Annotated in this window: 22 protein-coding genes and 1 other RNA gene; 14 read left to right on the top strand and 9 right to left on the bottom strand. The window is 41.7% G+C overall.

What is annotated here, in order from left to right:
* Positions 1 to 18: 18 nt before the first annotated feature.
* Both RDV63_RS14970 and RDV63_RS14975 read right to left on the bottom strand, forming a co-directional pair.
* Positions 19 to 360 (bottom strand): RnfH family protein, encoded by a 342-nt coding sequence (locus RDV63_RS14970; protein ID WP_313910315.1) that lies wholly within the window; start codon positions 358 to 360, stop codon positions 19 to 21.
* On the bottom strand, positions 353 to 796 hold the full coding sequence (locus RDV63_RS14975; protein ID WP_313910316.1) for an SRPBCC family protein: 444 nt from the start codon (positions 794 to 796) through the stop codon (positions 353 to 355). Before RDV63_RS14975 ends, RDV63_RS14970 begins: the two co-directional genes overlap by 8 nt.
* Before the next feature lie 106 nt (positions 797 to 902).
* On the opposite strand from RDV63_RS14975, the gene smpB reads away from it, so the two are divergent.
* Positions 903 to 1385: an SsrA-binding protein SmpB gene (smpB, locus tag RDV63_RS14980; RefSeq protein ID WP_313910317.1), complete on the top strand. Its 483-nt coding sequence runs from the start codon at positions 903 to 905 to the stop codon at positions 1383 to 1385.
* 149 nt (positions 1386 to 1534) lie between these two features.
* Positions 1535 to 1895: a transfer-messenger RNA gene (gene ssrA, locus RDV63_RS14985) on the top strand.
* Positions 1896 to 2007: 112 nt separating this feature from the next.
* Here the strand turns inward: ssrA and RDV63_RS14990 are convergent.
* Genes RDV63_RS14990 through RDV63_RS15015 form a run of 6 tightly spaced genes read right to left on the bottom strand, consistent with a single transcriptional unit; the run spans position 2008 to position 7900 of the window.
* A complete protein-coding gene (locus tag RDV63_RS14990; RefSeq protein WP_313910318.1) occupies positions 2008 to 2412 on the bottom strand; it encodes a Na+/H+ antiporter subunit G in 405 nt (134 codons plus the stop codon).
* Positions 2413 to 2420: 8 nt separating this feature from the next.
* Positions 2421 to 2690 (bottom strand): K+/H+ antiporter subunit F, encoded by a 270-nt coding sequence (locus RDV63_RS14995; RefSeq protein ID WP_313910319.1) that lies wholly within the window; start codon positions 2688 to 2690, stop codon positions 2421 to 2423.
* Positions 2684 to 3208, bottom strand: coding sequence for a Na+/H+ antiporter subunit E (locus RDV63_RS15000; protein ID WP_313910320.1), 525 nt, complete (start codon positions 3206 to 3208; stop codon positions 2684 to 2686). Before RDV63_RS15000 ends, RDV63_RS14995 begins: the two co-directional genes overlap by 7 nt.
* Complete coding sequence (locus RDV63_RS15005; RefSeq protein ID WP_313910321.1) at positions 3208 to 4761, bottom strand: monovalent cation/H+ antiporter subunit D; 1554 nt, start codon at positions 4759 to 4761, stop codon at positions 3208 to 3210. Before RDV63_RS15005 ends, RDV63_RS15000 begins: the two co-directional genes overlap by 1 nt.
* On the bottom strand, positions 4761 to 5105 hold the full coding sequence (locus tag RDV63_RS15010) for a Na+/H+ antiporter subunit C (protein WP_313910322.1): 345 nt from the start codon (positions 5103 to 5105) through the stop codon (positions 4761 to 4763). Before RDV63_RS15010 ends, RDV63_RS15005 begins: the two co-directional genes overlap by 1 nt.
* The gene (locus RDV63_RS15015) at positions 5105 to 7900 is read right to left on the bottom strand and encodes a monovalent cation/H+ antiporter subunit A (protein WP_313910323.1); all 2796 of its coding nucleotides are present in this window, start codon (positions 7898 to 7900) and stop codon (positions 5105 to 5107) included. Before RDV63_RS15015 ends, RDV63_RS15010 begins: the two co-directional genes overlap by 1 nt.
* Before the next feature lie 348 nt (positions 7901 to 8248).
* On the opposite strand from RDV63_RS15015, the gene RDV63_RS15020 reads away from it, so the two are divergent.
* From RDV63_RS15020 to RDV63_RS15075, 12 genes are all read left to right on the top strand, one after another.
* Positions 8249 to 9628, top strand: coding sequence for a class II fumarate hydratase (locus RDV63_RS15020; protein WP_313910324.1), 1380 nt, complete (start codon positions 8249 to 8251; stop codon positions 9626 to 9628).
* 86 nt (positions 9629 to 9714) lie between these two features.
* Complete coding sequence (locus RDV63_RS15025; RefSeq protein ID WP_313910325.1) at positions 9715 to 11373, top strand: amidohydrolase; 1659 nt, start codon at positions 9715 to 9717, stop codon at positions 11371 to 11373.
* Positions 11370 to 12119 (top strand): RNA methyltransferase, encoded by a 750-nt coding sequence (locus tag RDV63_RS15030; protein WP_313910327.1) that lies wholly within the window; start codon positions 11370 to 11372, stop codon positions 12117 to 12119. Before RDV63_RS15025 ends, RDV63_RS15030 begins: the two co-directional genes overlap by 4 nt.
* A gap of 18 nt (positions 12120 to 12137) precedes the next feature.
* Complete coding sequence (locus RDV63_RS15035) at positions 12138 to 12326, top strand: hypothetical protein (protein WP_313910329.1); 189 nt, start codon at positions 12138 to 12140, stop codon at positions 12324 to 12326.
* Positions 12327 to 12398: 72 nt separating this feature from the next.
* A complete protein-coding gene (locus RDV63_RS15040) occupies positions 12399 to 13292 on the top strand; it encodes a hypothetical protein (protein ID WP_313910331.1) in 894 nt (297 codons plus the stop codon).
* Positions 13293 to 13470: 178 nt separating this feature from the next.
* A complete protein-coding gene (locus RDV63_RS15045; protein WP_313910332.1) occupies positions 13471 to 14697 on the top strand; it encodes a threonine/serine exporter ThrE family protein in 1227 nt (408 codons plus the stop codon).
* Positions 14698 to 14705: 8 nt separating this feature from the next.
* A complete protein-coding gene (gene dauA, locus RDV63_RS15050) occupies positions 14706 to 16439 on the top strand; it encodes a C4-dicarboxylic acid transporter DauA (protein WP_313910333.1) in 1734 nt (577 codons plus the stop codon).
* Between the two features lie 87 nt (positions 16440 to 16526).
* Positions 16527 to 17381 (top strand): MipA/OmpV family protein, encoded by an 855-nt coding sequence (locus RDV63_RS15055; RefSeq protein ID WP_313910334.1) that lies wholly within the window; start codon positions 16527 to 16529, stop codon positions 17379 to 17381.
* A complete protein-coding gene (locus RDV63_RS15060; RefSeq protein ID WP_313910335.1) occupies positions 17381 to 17755 on the top strand; it encodes a DUF3019 domain-containing protein in 375 nt (124 codons plus the stop codon). Before RDV63_RS15055 ends, RDV63_RS15060 begins: the two co-directional genes overlap by 1 nt.
* Positions 17755 to 18447: a response regulator transcription factor gene (locus RDV63_RS15065; protein WP_313910336.1), complete on the top strand. Its 693-nt coding sequence runs from the start codon at positions 17755 to 17757 to the stop codon at positions 18445 to 18447. The genes RDV63_RS15060 and RDV63_RS15065 overlap by 1 nt, the downstream gene beginning before the upstream one ends.
* Positions 18448 to 18456: 9 nt before the next feature.
* The gene (locus tag RDV63_RS15070) at positions 18457 to 19683 is read left to right on the top strand and encodes an ATP-binding protein (RefSeq protein ID WP_313910337.1); all 1227 of its coding nucleotides are present in this window, start codon (positions 18457 to 18459) and stop codon (positions 19681 to 19683) included.
* A gap of 69 nt (positions 19684 to 19752) precedes the next feature.
* Positions 19753 to 20934 (top strand): multidrug effflux MFS transporter, encoded by a 1182-nt coding sequence (locus RDV63_RS15075; protein ID WP_313910339.1) that lies wholly within the window; start codon positions 19753 to 19755, stop codon positions 20932 to 20934.
* Here RDV63_RS15075 and RDV63_RS15080 read toward each other — a convergent pair.
* Positions 20931 to 21086 carry a hypothetical protein gene (locus tag RDV63_RS15080; RefSeq protein ID WP_313910340.1) on the bottom strand — a complete coding sequence of 52 codons (156 nt, stop codon included), beginning with the start codon at positions 21084 to 21086 and terminating at the stop codon, positions 20931 to 20933. The two genes, RDV63_RS15075 and RDV63_RS15080, sit on opposite strands and share 4 nt — an antisense overlap.
* Positions 21087 to 21223: the final 137 nt, after the last annotated feature.

A 21223-nucleotide genomic window follows, 5' to 3' on the forward strand; every position in this document is an offset into this window, starting at 1 on the left:
TAAACTTATATAAATAGTTTAAACGTTTTTGTTATCCGCTAATCTACCACCCGTCACCTTATCGGCGCGGCCTTCTTGTTTGGCTTTTTCAGCACGCCTGCGGCGTAAATCCTTAGGATCAGCAATTAATGGCCTATATATTTCTATTCTGTCGCCTTCTTTAACAGTATCAGTCAGCTTTACTGTTCTACTCCAAACGCCAACTTTTTGTTGCGACAAATCAATTTCTGGATATTGCTGCAAAATACCAGATAAGGCAATAATCTGCTCTACGGTGGCATCTGCTGCTACCGATATGGTTAATATCGTTTGCTTTGTAGGCAAGGCAAAAGCCACTTCAACCATCAGTTGATCAGCCATTTACTTCTCCGTATACTTGCTTAGCGCGTATAGTAAAAGCATTAACCATAGAGGCGGCTAATTCGCCAAACACTTTACCAAACGCAAATTGAACTAATTTATTTGAGAATTCAAAATCTAATTTAAGCACAACTTTACAGGCCTTGTCATTTAGTGGGATAAACTCCCAAGCACCCTGTAACTTTTTAAATGGACCATCAACTAAATGCAGATCAATTCTCTGATAAGGGTGAAAGGTATTGCGAGTAGTAAAAGTATGGCTAATTCCGGCCTTGGAAACTTGCAATGACGCCACCATCTCTTGTTCAGACTGATTAACAATACGTGCAGCAGTACAGCCTGGTAAAAACTGTGGATATTCCGGTACTCTATTTACCAAGTCAAACATCTGTTTAGCGCTATAAAAAACCAAAGCACTGCGCTCAATTTGTGGCATACTCTATCCCCTTTATTGTCGCGGCAGATTGTAACAGAATAACGGGCTGCAACAAGGCTAGCACCAAAGCAATTCATTAATACAGGGCCGTAAATACTGGCAAATTATGACTAAAAAAACTAAAAGTAAAAATACAAACGGTACTATAGCGCTTAATAGAAAAGCGCGGCACGAGTACTCTTTAGAAGATCGCTTTGAAGCGGGTATCAGCTTACAAGGCTGGGAAGTAAAGAGCATTCGCGAGGGTAAAGTTAACTTGTCTGATTCTTATGTCATCATTAAAAATGGCGAAGCATTTTTATTTGGTGCTCAGATTCAACCGTTAAACAATGCCTCTACTCACGTTGTATGCGATCCAGATCGCAGCCGTAAACTGCTGTTGCATAAGCGTGAATTAAGTAAGCTAATTGGCCTAACAGAACGCGAAGGCTATACCCTTATTACTACTGCTATGTATTGGAAAGCCTGCTGGGTAAAACTTGAATTTTATTTAGCTAAGGGTAAAACAAATTACGATAAACGCGATGATATTAAAGATCGTGACTGGTCGCGTGAAAAAGAGCGGATGATGAAGCATTCTCGCCGTTAATAAGCGTAAGCAGGACTTGAATTATTAATATTCATCCCCATATATATAGCAGTTGGTAAACATAGTAAGTTGTAATGGTGCTTGTATAAGTAACTACTGCAACGTACAATGTATAAACACTAAGAGTGTAAGTGTTTCACACAGAATTCGGGGCTGATTCTGGATTCGACGAGATTCACGACCTCCTAAGTGCATGCCGAGGTGCGGTAGGCCTCGTAAAAAAACCGCAAAAAACTAGTCGCAAACGACGAAACGTACGCAATCGCTGCTTAATAGGCAGTAGATAGCTCTTCCCCTCACGCATGCCTGTAAGCTGAGACTCTGGAAGATCACCCCCAACAGGATCGCGTCGCGTCTTCGCCTGGAGACAAACCGTTAAAACCAATCAGGCTCGCCCGACGATAGCCTGCCATTCGGCGCTCATAGGGTTAACTAAATGAATGTGCTAAGCATGTAGTACTGAAGAGCTAGGTTTTTCGGACGCGGGTTCAACTCCCGCCAGCTCCACCAAAACACAGACCTAGACAGTCTCTAAACGTCCACTAACCCAGCGTAACTGCTGGGTTTTTTATTAGTTGTAAACTAAAGTTTGATTATTAAGGCTGATGAGGTAAGTTGGCTTTTAAGGTTGTGGAGTTTCTTTATTGTTTTCTGCACTACTATCTGTGGTTTTATCCGCTTCTGCTATCAAGGCATTGTCGCCTATGTTCTCTAAACCTTGAGTTTTATCTATAGCCTTAAGTTGGTGGTGAATTGCAGCTTTAATTAGCATATGAGCGCTAATAGGTGCGGTAATTAGCAAGAAAATAGTAATTAATAACTCATGAGCACTGTAATTACCGTGGCTGCTAAAAAAGAAAATAGCACCAAGTAAAATTCCACCCATTCCTACTGTAGTGGCTTTAGTTGGCCCATGTAAGCGCATAAAAAAATCGGGCATTCTGGTTAAACCTATAGAGCCTATTAGCACAAAAACACCACCAATAAGTAAAAAGAACACCACTACCCATTCCATAAACTGTAGCATACTGACTCCTATTCTATTATGTCGCCACGTAGCAAAAACTTGCATATAGCTACTGTACTAACAAAACCTAACATAGCTATTAAGAGTGCTGCTTCAAAATATAGCCAAGAACGCATTAACAAACCGTATAACGAAATCAACGCAATACTGTTGATATACATGGTGTCTAATGCCAATAAACGATCGGGTAAGCTAGGACCACGCAATAAACACCAAATATTTAACAGCAAAGCCAGGCTAATCATGGCAAATACTAATAATATGACGTTATTTAACATTGAAATATTTCCTTTAAAGGCGCTTCATACCTTTGCTTAATCGATGCAATTAATTCAGCTTCATCAGTTAAATCTAGCACATGTATTAACAACCAGCGTTGTGGTAATGGCTGGTTGGGATCAATCGAGTCAGCATGAGGATAAACATCAGCACTTACTGTGCCTGGTGTCATAGACACAGTATTAGCCAATATGGTTAAAGGTAAAGTATGGTGCAAATCAATGGGAACACGCACAAAAGCAGGTTTTAATTTATGTTTAGGGCCAAGAATAATAATAGCGACTTGCAAATTAGCCGTGACTATATCGCCTAACACCCTAATAAAATATCGCACAGCTAATAATGGCCGTTTGATTTGTGGCTGTTTATCACGAAACCTAGTAGTTATTAAGGGTAAAATAACCGCTAAGATTAAACCAAAAAACAGATGAATTAACTCAACACTTTGGTTTAGTAATAGCCAAACTATAAATAATATTAAGCTGCTAAAAGGAGCCGGTAACCAACGGTTATACATTAATCGTCTCCTTTAATGTTTTTAAGGGGGGCTTCAGTAAGCGAATTAGAGACAGGGCTGCCTAATACCCGCTCGGTTAGGCTATTAAGATCATATAACTGACTCGCCGCATTTTTGCTTAGTTGGGTCAGGGGGCCAGCAAACACGACTAACAAGACACTAGATAGCAGCAACCAAGTTACCGCAACAACTTGTAAAGGTTTTGCATGTTCACCATCTGAATCTGAGCCACTTACCCGCCAAAACAGCATAGACCCTGCTCGTGATAAACCAATAATGACCAATAAAGTACAGCTTAAAGCAACGCCCCATAACATCAACTTTTGGCTAGGTTGTTCTACTGCTTGCAAAATCATTAACTTACCAATAAAGCCAGAAAAGGGTGGAATTCCGGTTACACTTAAGGCTGCTATTAAAAATAGTGTACCCAATAAGGCTGGTTGAGCAATACGTCGACCTGGCACTAAGCGGTCTCCTACTTTACCGCGCTGATTTGCTACTAGATCGGCTATTAAAAATAAAGCGGCGCAAACTAAAGTGGAATGAACGCTATAAAAAACCACCGCACTTGCTGAGGCGGGTGTTTGCACTGCCACTAATGCCACTAAAGTGCCTACAGAAATAAGCACTAAATGAGCAACAACACGACGAAAGTCTTGGCTAGATACTACTCCCACTGCACCAATAACAATAGTTGCTAACCCCACCGGCCATAACCAAGCTGAGGCAATGCCCGCTAATGGGCCTGCATGCTCACCAAATATAGTGCTATAAACTCGCAGTAATCCATAAACACCAATTTTAGTCATAACAGCAAATAACGCTGCCACAGAGGGTGATGCCGAAGAATAAGCCGCCGGCAACCAAAATTGTAGTGGTAAAATGGCTGCCTTTAATGCAAAGACAATCATCAACAGTAAGCCACCTGTTTTAACTAACATTAAGTCTTCAGGCGCTACATTAGCCACTTTAGCTATCATATCGGCCATATTTAAAGTGCCTAAGGTGCCATACAACACGGCTAAAGCAATAAGAAAGACTGCTGAACCGGTTAAGTTAATGATGACATAGTGCAATGCAGCTTTCGTTTTGTTCTTACCGCCAGCATGTACTAACAAGGCGTATGAAGCGATAAGTAATACTTCAAAGAACACAAACATATTAAACAAGTCGCCAGTTAAAAAGGCCCCATTAATCCCCATCACTAAGAATTGAAATAACGGATGAAAGAATGAGCCCTTTTCATCTTCGCCCGCGCTACCATAGATAATAGCGCCAGCAGCCAAAAAGCTGGTTAGGCAGACCATAGTTACTGACAGCGTATCTGCTACTAGCACTATACCAAAGGGTGCCTGCCAATTACCTACTGCATAGTGCAGTATGCCTAACTGTTGAACTTGTAATAACAAAGCAATCGTAATTACAAACTGGATAACTGCCGAAACCATGCTCAGCCAACGACGATGCGTGGCACGGCGATGGATAGGCGGCAAAATAATCAGCAACGCCGTTAACATTGGCAAAATTATAGGTAATACCACCAAGTGCCACATTAACGCTGCCCCTTACCTGTTTCTGGTAACTTACCATCAACATGGTCATTACCTAAATCCGCTCGTGCTCTTATGGCAAGAATGACTAAAAATGCGGTCATCGCAAAGCCGATAACAATTGCAGTTAACACTAAGGCTTGCGGTAAAGGGTCTGCATATTGCTCTGAGCTCCCTAATACTGCTGCGCCACGTAGTGTCAGTCGGCCTGACGAAAATATAAATAAATTAACCGCATAAGACAGCATAGTTAAACCCATCATTACCGGAAAGGTTCGACCGCGTAATATTAAAAACACGCCGCAACTGGTTAAAAAGCCAATACAACTGGCAAACAATGTTTCCATTAGATTGTTTCCTTATGTACAGGTCTATGGCTAGTGGTCATTTTGCCTAAGTTAGCCAAAATTAATAAAGTTGCACCTACTACCGTAATGTACACCCCTAAATCAAAAGCTATTGCACTAGCTAATTCAATTTCGCCTAATAACGGTAAATGGTAGTAATCAAACCAAGAAGTTAAGAATGGCTTATTAAACAACATACTGCCTATACCTGTTACTAAAGCTATGGTTAAACCGATAGCAATTACCCGCTGATATTCAACTTCCATTCGGGTTTTCACCCAATCGACTCCGTGGGCAATATATTGCAAGATAATAGCTACTGCCGTGACTAAGCCAGCAATAAAGCCGCCACCTGGTAAGTTATGGCCACGGAAGAAAATAAATACCGACACCATTAGCGCTAACGGCAATAGCACTTGAGATACAGTCGCTAACAACATGGAATGGCGTTCGGTACTCCAAGGTCGACCTTCACCGTCGCTACTGGGTTTAAATAACGGAATACGCGTTAGCAATTTGAAAATACCCAAAGCTGCTATACCTAAAACGGTAATTTCACCTAAAGTATCAAAGCCACGGAAGTCGACTAAAATAACGTTTACCACGTTAGTACCACCGCCACCAGTTTTAGCGTTAGCAATAAAGAAATCAGAAATAGTAGTAAAGGGTCGGGTCATTAAGGCATAGCTTAAGCTACCTACTATCACCCCGACCATACTGGCTATAGCAACATCAAACAACACCCGCCCTGCGCTGGATTGTTTGGGCGTTTTATGGGGTAAAAAGAATAGCGCCAGCATTAATAAAATAATGGTCACTACTTCAACTGATAATTGCGTTAAGGCTAAGTCTGGCGCAGAAAAACGGGTAAAGGCAATAGACACCATTAAGCCTACTACAGATATCATTAATAATGCCATTAACCGAAAACGATGCAGTACCGTAGTAGCAAAAGCACCAATTAATAGCATGGTTACCCCCGCTAGGTTAACAACGTCAACCGGTAGCTCGGCACGGCCGCCCCATAAGGTATCTAGGTTTATTAAAGGCAGACCTGCCAGCACAATAAAACTTAACAGTAACAGCTTCATATAGCGTTGTAATGAGCCATTATCTAGCCAGTTATAAGCAGCAGTACAAGCCTTGATAAATTTAGCAATGTATAACTCAAAGGTTTCCAGGACATCTATACCCGGCAGCATATGCTGAAAATCAAATAAGTGCTTGCGGTTGACATAGATTACAGTGCCTCCAATAAGTGCTAGTACACTCATTAGCAACGGTAGGTTAAAACCATGCCAAATTGCCACACTGTACTGAGGAATCGGCCCACCTAATACAGCAACGGCAGCTGAATTTAAAATATCTTGAATAAAGTAGCCAGGGAAAATACCGACTAAAATACAAAGTGCAACTAAGACTTCAACCGGCACCCGCATATAGCGTGGCGGCTCTTTTGGCGTTTTGGTTAAGCCTTTAGGTTGGCCATTAAAAAATACGTCATGAATAAAGCGCATTGAATAAGCAACCGAAAAAATACCTGCTACGGTTGCCAATACAGGGATCACCCAAGATAACGAGCCTAATAAGTGCTGATGCAAGGTTTCAGTAAAGAACATTTCTTTAGATAAAAAGCCGTTTAATAATGGCACACCAGCCATAGCGGCAGCTGCTACCATAGCTAAAGTGGCGGTTATGGGCATAAATTGCCATAAGCCATTTAGCTTGCGCATATCGCGTGACCCTGATTCATGGTCAATAATGCCCGCAGCCATAAATAAAGACGCTTTAAAGGTAGCATGATTAATAATATGAAAAATACCGGCAATAGCAGCTAAGTCTGAGCCAATGCCAAACAACATAGTAATTAAGCCTAAATGGCTAATAGTGGAATAGGCTAGCAAACCTTTTAAGTCGTGTTTAAATAAGGCTAAATAGGCACCAATTAGCAGAGTAATTAATCCTGTTAAGCTAACAATAACAAACCACAGCTCGGTACCCGACATAACCGGATAAAAGCGAGCTAATAAAAAGATACCGGCTTTAACCATAGTGGCTGAGTGTAAGTAAGCACTTACCGGAGTTGGCGCTGCCATGGCATTAGGTAACCAAAAATGGAATGGGAATTGCGCCGATTTAGTAAAACAGCCAATTAAAAATAACACGAGCATCACTGGGTATAAATGATGCTGCAAAATAATATCTTTACTGGCCAGTACCTGATCTAAATCATAGCTACCAACCGCTTGGCCAATTAATATAAAGGCTGCTAATAAAGCTAAACCACCGGCACCTGTTACCGTTAAGGCCATGCGTGCTCCTTGTCGCGCCTCGGTTTGATGCCACCAAAAACTAATTAATAAAAATGAGCTTATGCTGGTTAATTCCCAAAATAACCAGAGTTGTAAAATATTACCCGATAGCACTATGCCTAACATCGCTGTCATAAATAACATTAAATAAGCATAAAACCGAGGCATGGAGTCTTGCACTGACAGGTAATAGCGCGCATATAAAATAATCAGCAAGCCAATACCTAAGATCAATAAACTAAATAAATAGGCTAAACCATCCAGCCTAATAACAATCTCTAAGCCTAAAAGCGGTACCCAGTCTAAGCCAAAACGTAACACTTCGCCGCTAAACACCGTTTGGGTTAAGGATAACAGTATGGCTAAAGCTAAAGCTGGCGGAATAGCTGTTAATAGCGCGCAAGTACTCCTACTTGTTTTGGCACTTAATACTGGCACTAAAGAGCCCAGCATGGGTAACAGCAAGATCCATAAAAGTGTCATAGTTACAACCTGTCCTTATCGCGGTTAGCGAATGAGAGCCATCACGCGCGAAGGCGGTCTTGGCAATGCATAACTTTTTATAATAAACCGCTTTCTAAACATAATAGGCGACTTGTAGTCATAACGACGGTAAATAGCAAAAAACAGAAGTCATTATGCCAACATTTATACCGCTATCTTAGCAAAATGTCTATAAACGCTATGACTTAAGCTGTAGTTTTAATCTCAGCAAACAAGCTGTTTAACGAAGGTTTCTGTGCATATTTTAATCAAACTACCTAGCTTGATTTTTGCTATGCTTAGTCAACAATCATTAATTTAAAACTATAAACGTTTTTTGGCGGCCAGATGAAAACTAGAACCGAACGCGACAGCATGGGCGAACTACAAGTACCTGTAAACGCTTTATATCAAGCACAAACACAACGAGCTGTACAAAATTTTCCTTTTAGCGATCTGTTATTTCCTAAGCAGTTTATTGCTGCATTATTAAAAATTAAATTAGCGGCAGCACAAGCAAACAAAGAACTTGGTTTATTAGAGGCCAATATTTGCCAAGCCATTTGCCAAGCAGCTAAGCAACAATTAGCAGATATAGACATGCAACATTACCCGATTGATCTGTTTCAAACAGGCTCGGGCACTAGTACCAACATGAACGCCAATGAAGTGCTTGCTACCTTAGCATCTAAAAACTTGGGCAAAACCGTACACCCTAACGACCATGTAAACTTAGGTCAAAGCAGTAACGATACTATTCCTACTGCTATTCATGTTAGTGCAGCTTTAGCTATTAACAACCAGTTATTACCGGCCTTAGAGCAACTTCAGCACAGCCTAGCTAATAAAATCCAGAAAATTGGGCATATTGTTAAAACTGGCCGCACTCACTTAATGGATGCCATGCCGGTAACCTTTGAGCAGGTTTTAACCGGCTGGTCTAGCCAACTTAAGCTGAATCAACAACAACTCAAGCAACAATTACAGCAACTACTTGGCTTAGCTCAAGGCGGTACAGCTGTTGGTACAGGTATTAATGCTCACCCCGACTTTGCTAAGCTATTTTGCCAACAGCTAAACTCACTCACTGATATGCAGTTTAGACCTGCAGATAACTTATTTGCCGCTATTGGCTCACAAGATAGCGCTGTTGCTTGCTCGGGTAGCTTAAAAACCTTAGCCGTAACTATAATGAAAATTAGTAATGACTTACGCTGGATGAACTCTGGACCTCTGGCTGGTATAGCTGAAATTGAGCTAGCGGCTATTCAACCAGGGTCATCTATTATGCCTGGCAAGGTTAACCCTGTTATTCCAGAAGCCACTGCTATGATTTGTGCTCAAGTAATAGGTAATGACAGCACTATCACAGTTGCCGGCCAATCAGGTAACTTTGAGCTAAATGTTATGTTGCCAGTTATAGCTTATAATTTACTGCAAAGTATTAACTTACTTAGTACTGCCTGTCATGAGTTAGCTAGCCAAACAATAGATAGTTTTACCGTACTTGAAGATAATATTGATCAAGCCCTAGCTCGTAACCCTATTTTAGTTACTGCTTTAAATCCACTTATTGGCTATAGCAAAGCAGCGACTATAGCCAAACAAGCTTATCAACAGCAAAGACCCGTTATCGATGTTGCCTTAGAGCATACTGAATACAGTAGAGCCGAACTGGCTGAGTTACTGGACCCCAAAACACTAACCAAGCAAGCAATACCTAAGTAAAGGCCTTAGCTAGGAATTAAGTTTACCGATTTCGTTACTACAAATTTATTGTTATAGTTGCGCAACTATTTTAGAGGTTATTGTTTATGTCAGTATTTTCTCGTTGTGCTGTAATCGCTTTATTATTTAGCGCCAGCAGCTTAGTTGCCGCACCCGTTGTGCTAACTAATATTCATGGCTATGGCTTTAATGCCGAGCGTGAGCTCAGTCCTTTTCAAGTGCTGGTATTTGATGACGCAACTGGCAAAGTATTAGCTCGAGGTGATAGCAGTATTGCCAAACAATATGCCAAGGCTAAAACCATAGACGGTAAAGGCAAAACCTTATTACCCGGACTCATTGACGGCCATGGCCACGTTTTAGGCTTAGGCTTTAACTTGTCAATGACAGAGTTGCGTGGCAGCCAAAGTGAACAAGCTGCTGTACAAAGGGTTGCTGAATTTGCCGCTAACAATCCAGAGTTAAGCTGGATTAGAGGCCGCGGTTGGAATCAAGTATTATGGCCAGAAAAACAATTTCCCACTACGGCATTATTAGATGAAGCTGTCGCAAATAAGCCCGTTTGGTTACGGCGGGTTGATGGTCATGCTGGCTGGGCTAATAGTCAAGCTCTTGCAATAGCTGGCATAACTAAAGAAACCTTAGATCCTGCTGGTGGTGAAATTATTCGTGACGCTAAAGGTAACCCTACCGGCGTGCTAATAGATAATGCTATGGCATTAGTTGAACGCCATATTCCAGACAGCACAGAGAACGAAAAACGCCTAGCGTTAAAAGCAGCTTTTCAACACTTATTGGCTTTAGGCATTACCAGCACTCATGATGCCGGTGTCAATACCGATACAGTCAAGCTGTACCAACAATTAGCCGCTGAACAAGCTTTGCCTATACGCATTTACCCTATGCTGTCAGCCAGTGATCCACAGCTAGCACAATGGCTAAAAGCCGGTATTATTGACGACCCCACAGACTTTTTGGATATTCGTTCAGTAAAAATCTATGGCGATGGTGCTTTAGGTAGCCGTGGCGCGGCTTTAATTAAACCTTATAGCGACCAGCCGGAGCAGAGCGGTTTATTAGTAACAGCACCTGAGCAACTGCAGAGCTTAATGCAGCAAACTATTAATGCTGGTTTTCAAGCTAATGTGCATGCCATAGGCGATTTATCTAACCGCTTAACCTTAGATATGTTTGAACAACTTGTACCAGCCGAGCAACGTTTAGCCAGTAGGCATAGAATTGAGCACGCACAAATAGTGGCACCTGAAGATATTCCTCGCTTTGCTAGCCTTGCCGTCATCCCTGCTATGCAAGCAGTGCATGCCACTTCTGACAAAAACATGGCCGCTGATCGTCTAGGCGAAGCACGCTTAGAAGGGGCTTATGCTTGGCGCACTTTTTTAGATCAAGGCAGCATTATAGTTGGTGGCTCAGACTTCCCTGTCGAATTAGCCGAACCTTTTCATGGTATCCATGCCTCTGTTACCCGCCAAGATCAGCAAAATCAGCCCAAAGGTGGCTGGCTACCTCAGCAAAAATTAACCTTAGTTGAAGCCTTGCGTTCATTTACTCAAGACGCCGCTTATGGTGCCTTTCAAGATCAGATGATGGGCACCTTAGCACCTGGTAGCTGGGCCGATTTTATCTTAATTAATCGCAACATTTTCACTATTCCTGAAACTGAACTGTGGCAAATTGGCGTTGAGCAAACTTGGGTTAATGGTCAACAGGCATTTCAAAAGTGATTAGTCAGAAATGGAGTAAGTTGATCCGCAGCTTGCAGCAAAAAAAACAACGTAAGCTTGAACAATGTTTTATTGTTGAAGGTGAAAAAGCAGTATTAGAATTATTAGCCTCAAAGTGGCAAGTAAAAGCCTTATTTGCCACAGAGCGTTTTTTACAGCAGCATGCTGCAGCTGTTGCCCCGCTAGATTTAGTGCAAAGTTGCAGCAGTGAAGAATTAGCCAAAGTAGGAACTTTCAGCACTAACGATGCCGCCTTAGCCGTAGTTGTTATGCCAGAGGCCAAAGCCTTCACCAGCACTCAACCTAACTGGGTGCTAGTTTTAGACCAAATTAATGACCCAGGTAACCTTGGCAGTATTATTCGTATTGCCGATTGGTATGGTATTAAACATATAGTCTGCTCACCTGACACCGCAGATATGTATAATCCTAAAGTGATTGCCGCAGCCAAAGGTTCGTTTTTGCGGGTCAATTTATATTATCAACCCTTAGCCCCCCTTTTAGCTCAACAGCAGCAACCGATTTTTGGTGCTTATTTAGGCGGCGAATCGGTGCACGCTTTAACGCTAAGCTCACCTAATGGTTTTATTGTCATGGGCAATGAAGCTAATGGTATTAGCCCAGAACTTAGCGGCTTTATTAATAAGAAAATTACCATTCCTGGCTATGGCAATGCTGAATCACTAAATGTCGCTATCGCCACCGCTATTATCTGCGACAATTTATGTCGTTTAAGTCAAGCTTAGGCCTATAGCCTAAGCTGTTTGTTAACAGAATTTGGGCTAAAAGCAAAACCACCCATTCGCTTAGCCGACAGCCGAAAGCGTTATGGTTTGCCTATTTATCGGCCACATCATGCTGTTACCGATGCTATTGCTTGTGCCGAGTTATTGCAGGCCCAGATTGCCGATCGCTTTGAGCCTAGTACGGCAATAGAGCAACTCTGGCGTTAGCTGAAAGTTGCTGCTAGTTGTAAGTACTAGCATAAGCTATAGTAGGGATAACTAAGTAGGGCGGAGAGCTAGATGAAATCATTGCTTAATCGTATCGCTAAAACTCGCGGCCAGCGCATACTGTTATTGCTATTGATTTTAGCTTTATTTAGCACCGCCATTTACAGCGGCATCTTGCAGCAGCGTATTATTAATCCTTTATTAGCGCCGCTTGATAATAAAGCGCATAGTGCTTTAAAACAAAGCTTAATCTTAAGTAGCGCTTCCTTTGCTACGGCTCGCTTAATAGATCGTGGTATTGCTTTTGTATCTGAAGCTGAAGTTGGTGTTGGCGTGGCTAGCATAAAACCCGGCCAACTGCTTAAACCTTTGCAAGATATGGCCGTGCGCTATTCAGATTTAATGGTGCTAGCCATGACATCGGTTGGCATGCAGCTATTTTTACTTGAGTTTGGTAAAGTTGCTGCTTTGCCTTTATTTGGCAGTGGCATTATCGTTATGCTTTTAGCGACTGGACTCGGGCCTCGGGCGTGGCGACAAAACTCATTATTTTTACTGCGTATTTTTATCGCTCTATTAATCATAATTCGCATTGGGATCCCAATAGCAGCTTATGGCGTAGCCTCATTATCTACCTGGGTGCTAGAGCCGCAGCGAGTAGAGGCACAAGCAGCATTAAGCGGCGCAACAGCGCACTTAAATACTGAGCCTGCTTTACCAGCAGAAGATAGTGGCGCTCTAAGCTGGTTAAAGTCCAGTGCCAGCAGCGCTAATGAAGTCTTTAATGCCGTAAAACACTTTACAGATGGCATGGTAGAAAACTTGGTGCAACTAATAGTTGTCTACACTTTACAAACTCTTGTATTTCCACTGCTCTCGCTATGGCTACTCTGGCACTTAGGTCGCTGGTTTGTACTGCAATCTCGCTTAATGCCGCGTACCTCTGAAGCAGCACTAACACACTAAGGTATAAACACAACTTTGACTATTAATTATTAACACCAAATATTTTTGTAGCTTAGCTGCAATATAGGGTTAAAAGTTGTATAATAAATGCAACTTTAGCCTAAATTGTTATATTTTTGTTGTTATTACTATTTAGTATTACAATATCACTTTGCTCCATCGCAACCGAGACACACTATTGGATAGCGCCGATTTTATTCAAAAACGTAAGTTTATTGTCAAACTTGGCAAGATGCTGCACAAATATGGCACTCCTGCCTATCGCTTAGAAGCACACCTTAAAGAATTAACTCAGCATTTACAGCTTAAAGGCTCCTTTATTATTTCGCCCACAGCAATGACCTTTGTTATTTGGAGCGAAGGCCATGAGCAAGAATATACCCACGCTGAGCGTGTTGATCCTGGCGGTATTGACTTAGGCTCATTATCGCGCTCGGATGATTTAGTAGAAAAGCTGCTTCGTGGCGAAATTAGCATCCAACAAGCTGATGCTATGCTAGACATTATTAATGATCGGCCAAGCTCATACGGCCATCTTGCAACCGCTTTAGCCATGGTTTTATCAGGTGGTGCTTTTGCTTTACTGATGGCCACTAGTTGGAATGATGTTTTATGGTCGTCAGTATTATCATTAATGGTTTATCTATTTATGGTATGGGCCGAGCGTTCTATCCGTATCGCCCACATGTTAGAGCCCTTAGTTGCCATGGCAGCAGCTATAGCAGCTTGCGCTATTAGCCGTTACATTGACCCTGGGGTTAATATTCGCTTAGTAGTGTTATCGGCTATAATCGTCTTTATTCCTGGCTTGGCTTTAACCTTAGGCTTTGCTGAGTTGGCCGCTAGACATTTAGTGTCGGGTAATGCCAGAGTAATGGACGCCTTAATGCTGTTATTTAAGCTTTATTTTGGTGCCTTTATAGGGATAGAAATTGGCTTTAGTGTTTTTGGCCAAGTTGACTTTATAAAGCCTGAGCCTATACCCGATGTGATGGCATGGCTAGCAATTGGTATTTTAGGCTGTTCGTTAATGGTGCTATTTAAAAGCCGTGGTAAATATACGATCTGGTCACTTGCTTCTGGTTTTATTGCTTATGGCGTTAGTATTACCGGCGCAACTTTTTTTGATTATACCTTAGGCGCGTTTTTTGGTGCTTTTGCCGTTGGTATCTATAGTAATTTATTTACCCGTTTTGCTAATGCACCCGCTGCTATAGTGGCGACTCATGGTTTAATCGTCTTAGTGCCTGGTAGCAAAGCCTATATCGGTTTAAATACACTTATTTCTGGCCAAGAGTTTGTTGTCTCAACGGGAATTGGCCAGCAAACTTTTTTAATTTTTATGGCATTAGTTGCTGGTATTATTTTTGCTAACGTTGCTTTACCGCCCCGTAAAAGCTTGTAGGAGTTAAAGTGTCTAATCGTAGTTATTTACGTTCATTACGCTTAGGTTATGCGCTACGTGAAACCTTGGCAGAAGGCTACAGCCGACAAAAATTTATAAAAGATATGTTAGCTGGCGTAACAGTGGGTATTATTGCTATTCCATTAGCAATGGCCTTAGCTATTGCCAGTGGCGTTGCACCGCAATATGGCTTGTATACTGCTATTATTGCTGGCTTTATTATTGCCCTAACCGGCGGTTCGCGCTTTAGTGTCTCAGGCCCTACTGCCGCTTTTGTTGTTATTTTATATCCCGTTGCCATGAAGTATGGTTTAAGCGGTTTGCTTATCGCTACTGTCTTATCCGGTATTATGTTATTGCTAATGGCTATGTTCAGGCTAGGCCGTTTAATTGAATATATTCCTGCGCCTGTCACCTTGGGCTTTACTAGCGGTATAGCCGTGGTTATTGCCATTTTACAGATTAATGATTTTTTTGGCTTAGCCATCACCGATTTACCTGAAAGCACTCTAGAAAAAGCACTATTGCTTGTTAGCAACTTAGTCAATACATCTTGGCCTACTTTAACTGTAAGTGCCGTTACACTTGCCGTTATGCTGTTATGGCCACGTTTAAAAACAGCTTTACCTGCGCATTTACCTGCTTTATTTTTAGGTACTTTACTGGCTTTAATCTTTATGCAGCTAGGCTTAGAGCTAGATACTATTGGCTCACGTTTTAGTTACCTAACACCTGAAGGCGAGATTGGTAGCGGGATCCCCGCCTACTTACCCAGCTTTGTTTGGCCTTGGCAACAGCTTGGCCCCGAAGGTGTTGGCTTAACGTTTAGCTGGCCATTAGCAAAAGATCTACTGGCCGCCGCTTTTGCCATGGCAATGCTTGGTGCTATTGAATCATTACTCTGTGCCGTAGTATTAGATGGTATGTCGGGTCGCCGTCATAGTGCTAACAGCGAGTTATTTGGTCAAGGCTTAGGTAATATCATTGCTCCGTTTTTTGGTGGTATTACTGCTACCGCCGCTTTAGCCCGCTCGGCTGTAAACTATAAAGCAGGGGCTCAATCACCTATTGCTGCTATGGTGCATGCGTTAGTCTTGTTACTAGCCTTAGTATTATTAGCGCCTTTATTATCTTATCTGCCTATGGCAGCTTTGGCCGCACTGTTAATTGTTGTTGCTTGGAATATGAGTGAGGCTAAAAAGGCCCTACAATTAATTAAAACTGCGCCTATTAGTGATATTTGGGTATTTTTCTGCTGTTTTTCTTTAACTGTACTCTTTGATATGGTTATTGCCATCACCGCCGGTATTGTATTAGCAGCATTATTGTTTATGAAAGAAATTGCCGCTATGACCAAAGTTACCGATATCAGTCAACAGCGCAAACATATTCCAGCGCCATTACCGGAACATTGGTTAGCATTAAAGATTAGTGGGCCCTTATTCTTTGCCGCTGCCGATCGGGTTTTTGCAGATATTGGTAACTTAACCCAACATAGCAAAGGCATAATTTTATATATGGACGGCGTGCCATTATTAGATGCTGGTGGGCTAGCGGCTTTAACCAAGCTGATTAAGCAATGCCGAGCAGAAAATACCCAGTTGTATATAGCAGACTTACAGTTTCAACCGTTAAAAACACTGGCCAGAGCCCAGATAAAACCAGAGCCAGGTGTTGTAGTTTTTTACCCTACATTGCACGAGGCTTTAGAGGCAATTAACAACGCTAAGACTACAACTTAATATTTGTTAAAGATTGTTAGTCGATCTTAAAAGTTGTTTTTAAAGTTGCTAGACTAACTTGAGCTATTGCTTTAATTAAGGTGTGCCGTGCGTTATCTCGTTATTTTACTCTGGTTCTGTTCGTTAAGCTTAAGTGCAGACGAAGTAGCTGACTGTAATGACGAAGGTTGTATAACAAACCCAGATTTTATGTTTAGCCTAAGCTTAGGTTATGGTCAGCGTTCTAATCCATTATATGGCGGAGCAGAGTTACCTTTAGTTGTGTTACCCGACTTTTACTATTATGCAGAATATTGGTTTTTTGATAACGGTAAATTAGGCTTAACTAAACCATTAACCCCGAACTGGCAACTTAGCTTAGTTAGTCAATTAAACCCTGAAAAAGGCTACTTCCAAAAATGGTTTAGCAGCAACTTTACCGCTTTTCCTTTTACTTCTCCCTTAACGCCTCAAGCTTCCGTTGTTGAAAAATCGGCTGCTGCTGCAGCAAATATTAGTCAAGTAAATAAAAGGCCCACCGCTGTTGATCTAGGTATACAGCTAGATTGGTTTAAAAAAAGCTGGCATGGTCAAACTATTATTTGGCATGATATTAGTAATAGTTATAATGGCCATCATGTTAGTATTAGTCTTGGTAAAAGCTGGCAGCATTCTACGGGCTGGTGGCAGCTAAACGGGCGTTTATTTTGGAAAGGTGCCAAACTTATGGATACCTATTATGGTATAAACCAATATGAACCTTTTAATATTCAACATTACCAAGCTAAAGCAAGCTGGCAACCAGAAATTAGCTTACAATGGCGGCAACCGATAACAGAGCGCGCAACCTTAGTGGGCTTTTTACGTTATTTATATCTGGATAAAGCCATGACTAATAGCCCTCTAACACGCTCTGATCATATTACAACATGGTTTTTTGGTGTTAATTATCGGTTTTTATAATGCATGGATTTTGGTTAGTTATAGCACTTGCTAGTGCAAGTACTGATGCAGAACAATGCAAAGCAGATATTTGTTGGCGGGTTAGCCCTAACACTTGTGTTGCTGAGCGCCTTGATCAAGCTTGTTTAACTACCCTAAAAGTACAATGGCACAGTGCAACAACACAATCTCTATGTGTAGCTACTTCAGAGCAAACTTTACACTGCTGGCAACCAAGTAAAACCGGCAGTTGGCAAGAAAAAATACCTTGGCAAAACACAACTTTATCACTGCAAACTAATACGGCCTTAATCATTTTACAAACCGAGCTGCAAGTGCTTAGTCGTAAGCCGATTAAACCCCGACGATTAAACGGCCCCTGGAGTATTTTCTAATGACAAAAATCTTGTTAGTAGAGGACGATAATCGTCTGGCATCACTAGTACAAAGCTTTTTAACCCACCATGGTTTTGAAGTCCAATGCCAGCCTAGAGGCGATGCAGTTGCAGAGCACTGCCGGCAGTTTCAACCCGACGCTATTATATTAGACTTAATGCTGCCAGGTTTAGATGGCTTTGCCGTTTGCCGACAAATTAGACCTTGGTATAAAGGGCCAGTATTAATTTTAACCGCTAAACAAAGTGATATTGACCAAGTATTAGGCTTAGAGTTGGGTGCAGACGATTATGTAATAAAACCAGTAGAGCCCAGAGTACTAGTTGCTCGTATTAATGCTCTGCTACGTCGTGGTCATATCCATACCCAATCAACACAACAAGAGCTACAATTTGATCAGTTAGTATTAAAGCAACGTGCCCGTGAAGCTTGGTTAAATCAGCAGCGAGTTGATCTAACCAGTTATGAATTCGATTTACTCTGGATGTTAGCCCAACATGCCGGACAAACATTAAAGCGTGAAGCTATACATCAGCAAATCATTGGCCGAGAATATGACGGTTTAGACCGTACCGTTGATGTTCGCGTTTCCCATTTAAGACGCAAATTAGGTGACAATGCTGAAACGCCGTTTCGCATTAAAACCGTTTGGGGTAAAGGCTATTTGTTTGTTGCTGATGCTTGGCAATAACGGCTAACTATGCAGCGTTTATTTTGGCATTTTTATCTAGTTATTTTTTTAGTATTATTAGGCAGTGGCTGGGCGGTTGAGCAATTATGGCAAAAATGGCAGCCAAACTTAGAGCCGGCTTGGTTAGCTAGTTATGAAAAACAACTGGCTTACGGCTTAAGCCAGCCCAGTCAGCAATGGCCCAACTTTATTGACTTAGCAATAAGTGCAGTAGAGTTTGACAGTATAAGTTGGTTACCAGCAGAGCAACAACAACTGCAACAAGGCAAAATAATAAAACTGTTTCAAGCTGATGCCGTTTATTTTTATTACCTGCAACAAGATCAGTTGTGGCGTTTAGGTCCGCTGCCGTTAACCCAAGAAAGTCACGCCACAGCTTGGTTTAATTTATTATTTTTTGTGTTATTAGCTATAGCGTTAGCCTTATGGCTCTGGCCTATTGCCCGTGATATTCGCAAACTGCAACAAGGCTTACACAGTTTTGATCAACATAATAAAATAGACTTAACACTACCTAAGCATAGTGTTATAGCTCCTATCAGCCAAAGCGTGCAACAACTAACAGAGCAAGTAACTAATTTATTAAACTTACAACGGGAAATGACCCAAGCCGTTTCGCATGAGTTACGCACCCCCATAGCAAGGTTAAACTTTGCCCTAGAAATGGCTCATCAACTACCTAGTGATGAGCGTAAAATGATGCTACAAGATGTACGTGAGCTGCAACAACTAGTGGATGAAATATTGGATTATGCTCGGTTAGAAACAGCACAATCCCCGCTTAATTATCAACATATCAATTTAACTGAACTATTAACTAATTTACAAGAGAAGCTAAGCCCACTACCCGGTGCTACCATTAGTATGCAGTTAGCAGAGGAGGCTATGTTCTATGGCGATGGTCACTATTTAGAGCGGGCGATACAAAATATTATTATTAACGCTAAACGTTATGCTAAACAGCACATTAAGCTATCATTGTTACCCATTTCAGCTGGCTGGCAAGTGGTAGTTGAAGATGATGGCCCAGGTATTCCAGCAGCACTACGCCAACAAGTTTTAGAGCCGTTTTATCGCCAAGAAAGCAGCCGAAATAAACAAGGCGGAGGTTTTGGCTTAGGTTTAGCAATAGTGCAGCGTATTATGCAATGGCACAATGGCCATATTAATATCAGCGACTCAGCCCTAGGCGGCGCCTGTTTCACCCTTACCCTTGTGCAGCGAAAAGTAGAATAATTTCGATTAGCCTTGGGCCTTTGCTTTAAAGCCCGTATCATGCTCAACGCTACTTTAGGAGCCCCTATCATGTCTAAACAACCGGCTAATTGGATTATTATTTTATTAGCAGCCATTGTCGCCACTACCCCCTTAGCGATTGATATGTATCTGCCTGCTATGCCAATAATGGCCAAGCAGCTTGATACTACTATTGGTATGGTCCAGCAGTCTTTAAGTATATTTTTAGCTGCTTATGGTTTGAGTATGCTGCTTTGTGGCCCTTTAGCTGACAGATTTGGTCGGCGGCCACTGGCCCTAATTGGCTTATCTGGCTTTATTGCAGCTAGTGTCATTTTAAGCTTAGTGCAAAGTATTGAGTGGTTTTTATTTTGGCGAGCCTTGCAGGCTTTATTTGGCGCAGCTGCCACAGTAGTAGTGCCGGGTATAGTCCGTGACATTTACCAGCAAAACACCGCCAAAGGTATGTCCTATGTTTCTATGATTATGATGCTAGCACCGTTAATAGCCCCCGCTATTGGCAGTGGTGTTTTATGGGTTAGCAACTGGCAAATGATTTTTATTGTCTTAGCTGTTTACGCACTCTTAATTGTCATACTTAGCTGGCGATTTTTACCTGAAGGCACGCCACACCAAGAAACTAAAACAGCCCAATTTTTTTCCGGTTATAAAGTGGTTTTTAGCAAAGTCAACGCTAGACCAAATATTGCTACTTCTATGTTTGCTTCATTTTCATTTTTTTGCTTTTTAACTGCCGTACCTTTTGTTTATATTGAATATTTTAACGTTAATGAACAACAGTTTAGTTTATTATTTGGTTTTAATGTCGCTATGCTAATGTTAGCTAACTTTGTTAATAGCCGTATTGTTACTCGGCTAGGCCCACAACGTATGCTGCAGTTTGGCTTAATAGCCGCCATTGTTAGTGCCTGCGCTTTAACACTATTTAACTTTTGGCAGTTCTCTCTAGTTTACACTGTATTAACCATAGCGCCGTTAATGGCCAGCTTAAGCCTTATTGCCACTAACGCTGATGCTATGATTATTATGGAGTTTCCTAAAAACAGCGGCACGGCAACCGCGGTTATCGGCACCTTACGCTTTGGCAGTGGTGCCTTAGCTGGCCCACTTTTAGCGTTCTTTTATAATGCCACTGCATTACCGTTTTCATTTTTAATGTTAGCAGGAGTCTTGCTTATTGCTGCCAGTCAGTTATGGCGTAAAATTGCCCCTAAAATAGTTGCTTCTTAAATTTTACAAGCACCACCACTACAGTCGTCATCATCATCGGCTATTAGTGCTTCAGCTGCGGCCGCTCGGTCTAATTCTGCTTGTTGCTGCAGCACATTTTCTTCAGCCGCGGCAAAGTCTAAGTGATCAAGATTAAAGTCTAATTCTGCCATAGTTAAGATCCCAATTTAGCTAACAAAAATAAAGGAGCCAGTTTAGCAAATAAGCAGCGCAGTCTAAAGCTGATTTAAGCAATGCAGTATGGCAATGAAGTTGCTAGAATACAGCAGCTATTTTGCCTTACTGCTTG

The organism is Rheinheimera sp. MMS21-TC3 (assembly GCF_032229285.1).
GTDB lineage: Bacteria > Pseudomonadota > Gammaproteobacteria > Enterobacterales > Alteromonadaceae > Alishewanella.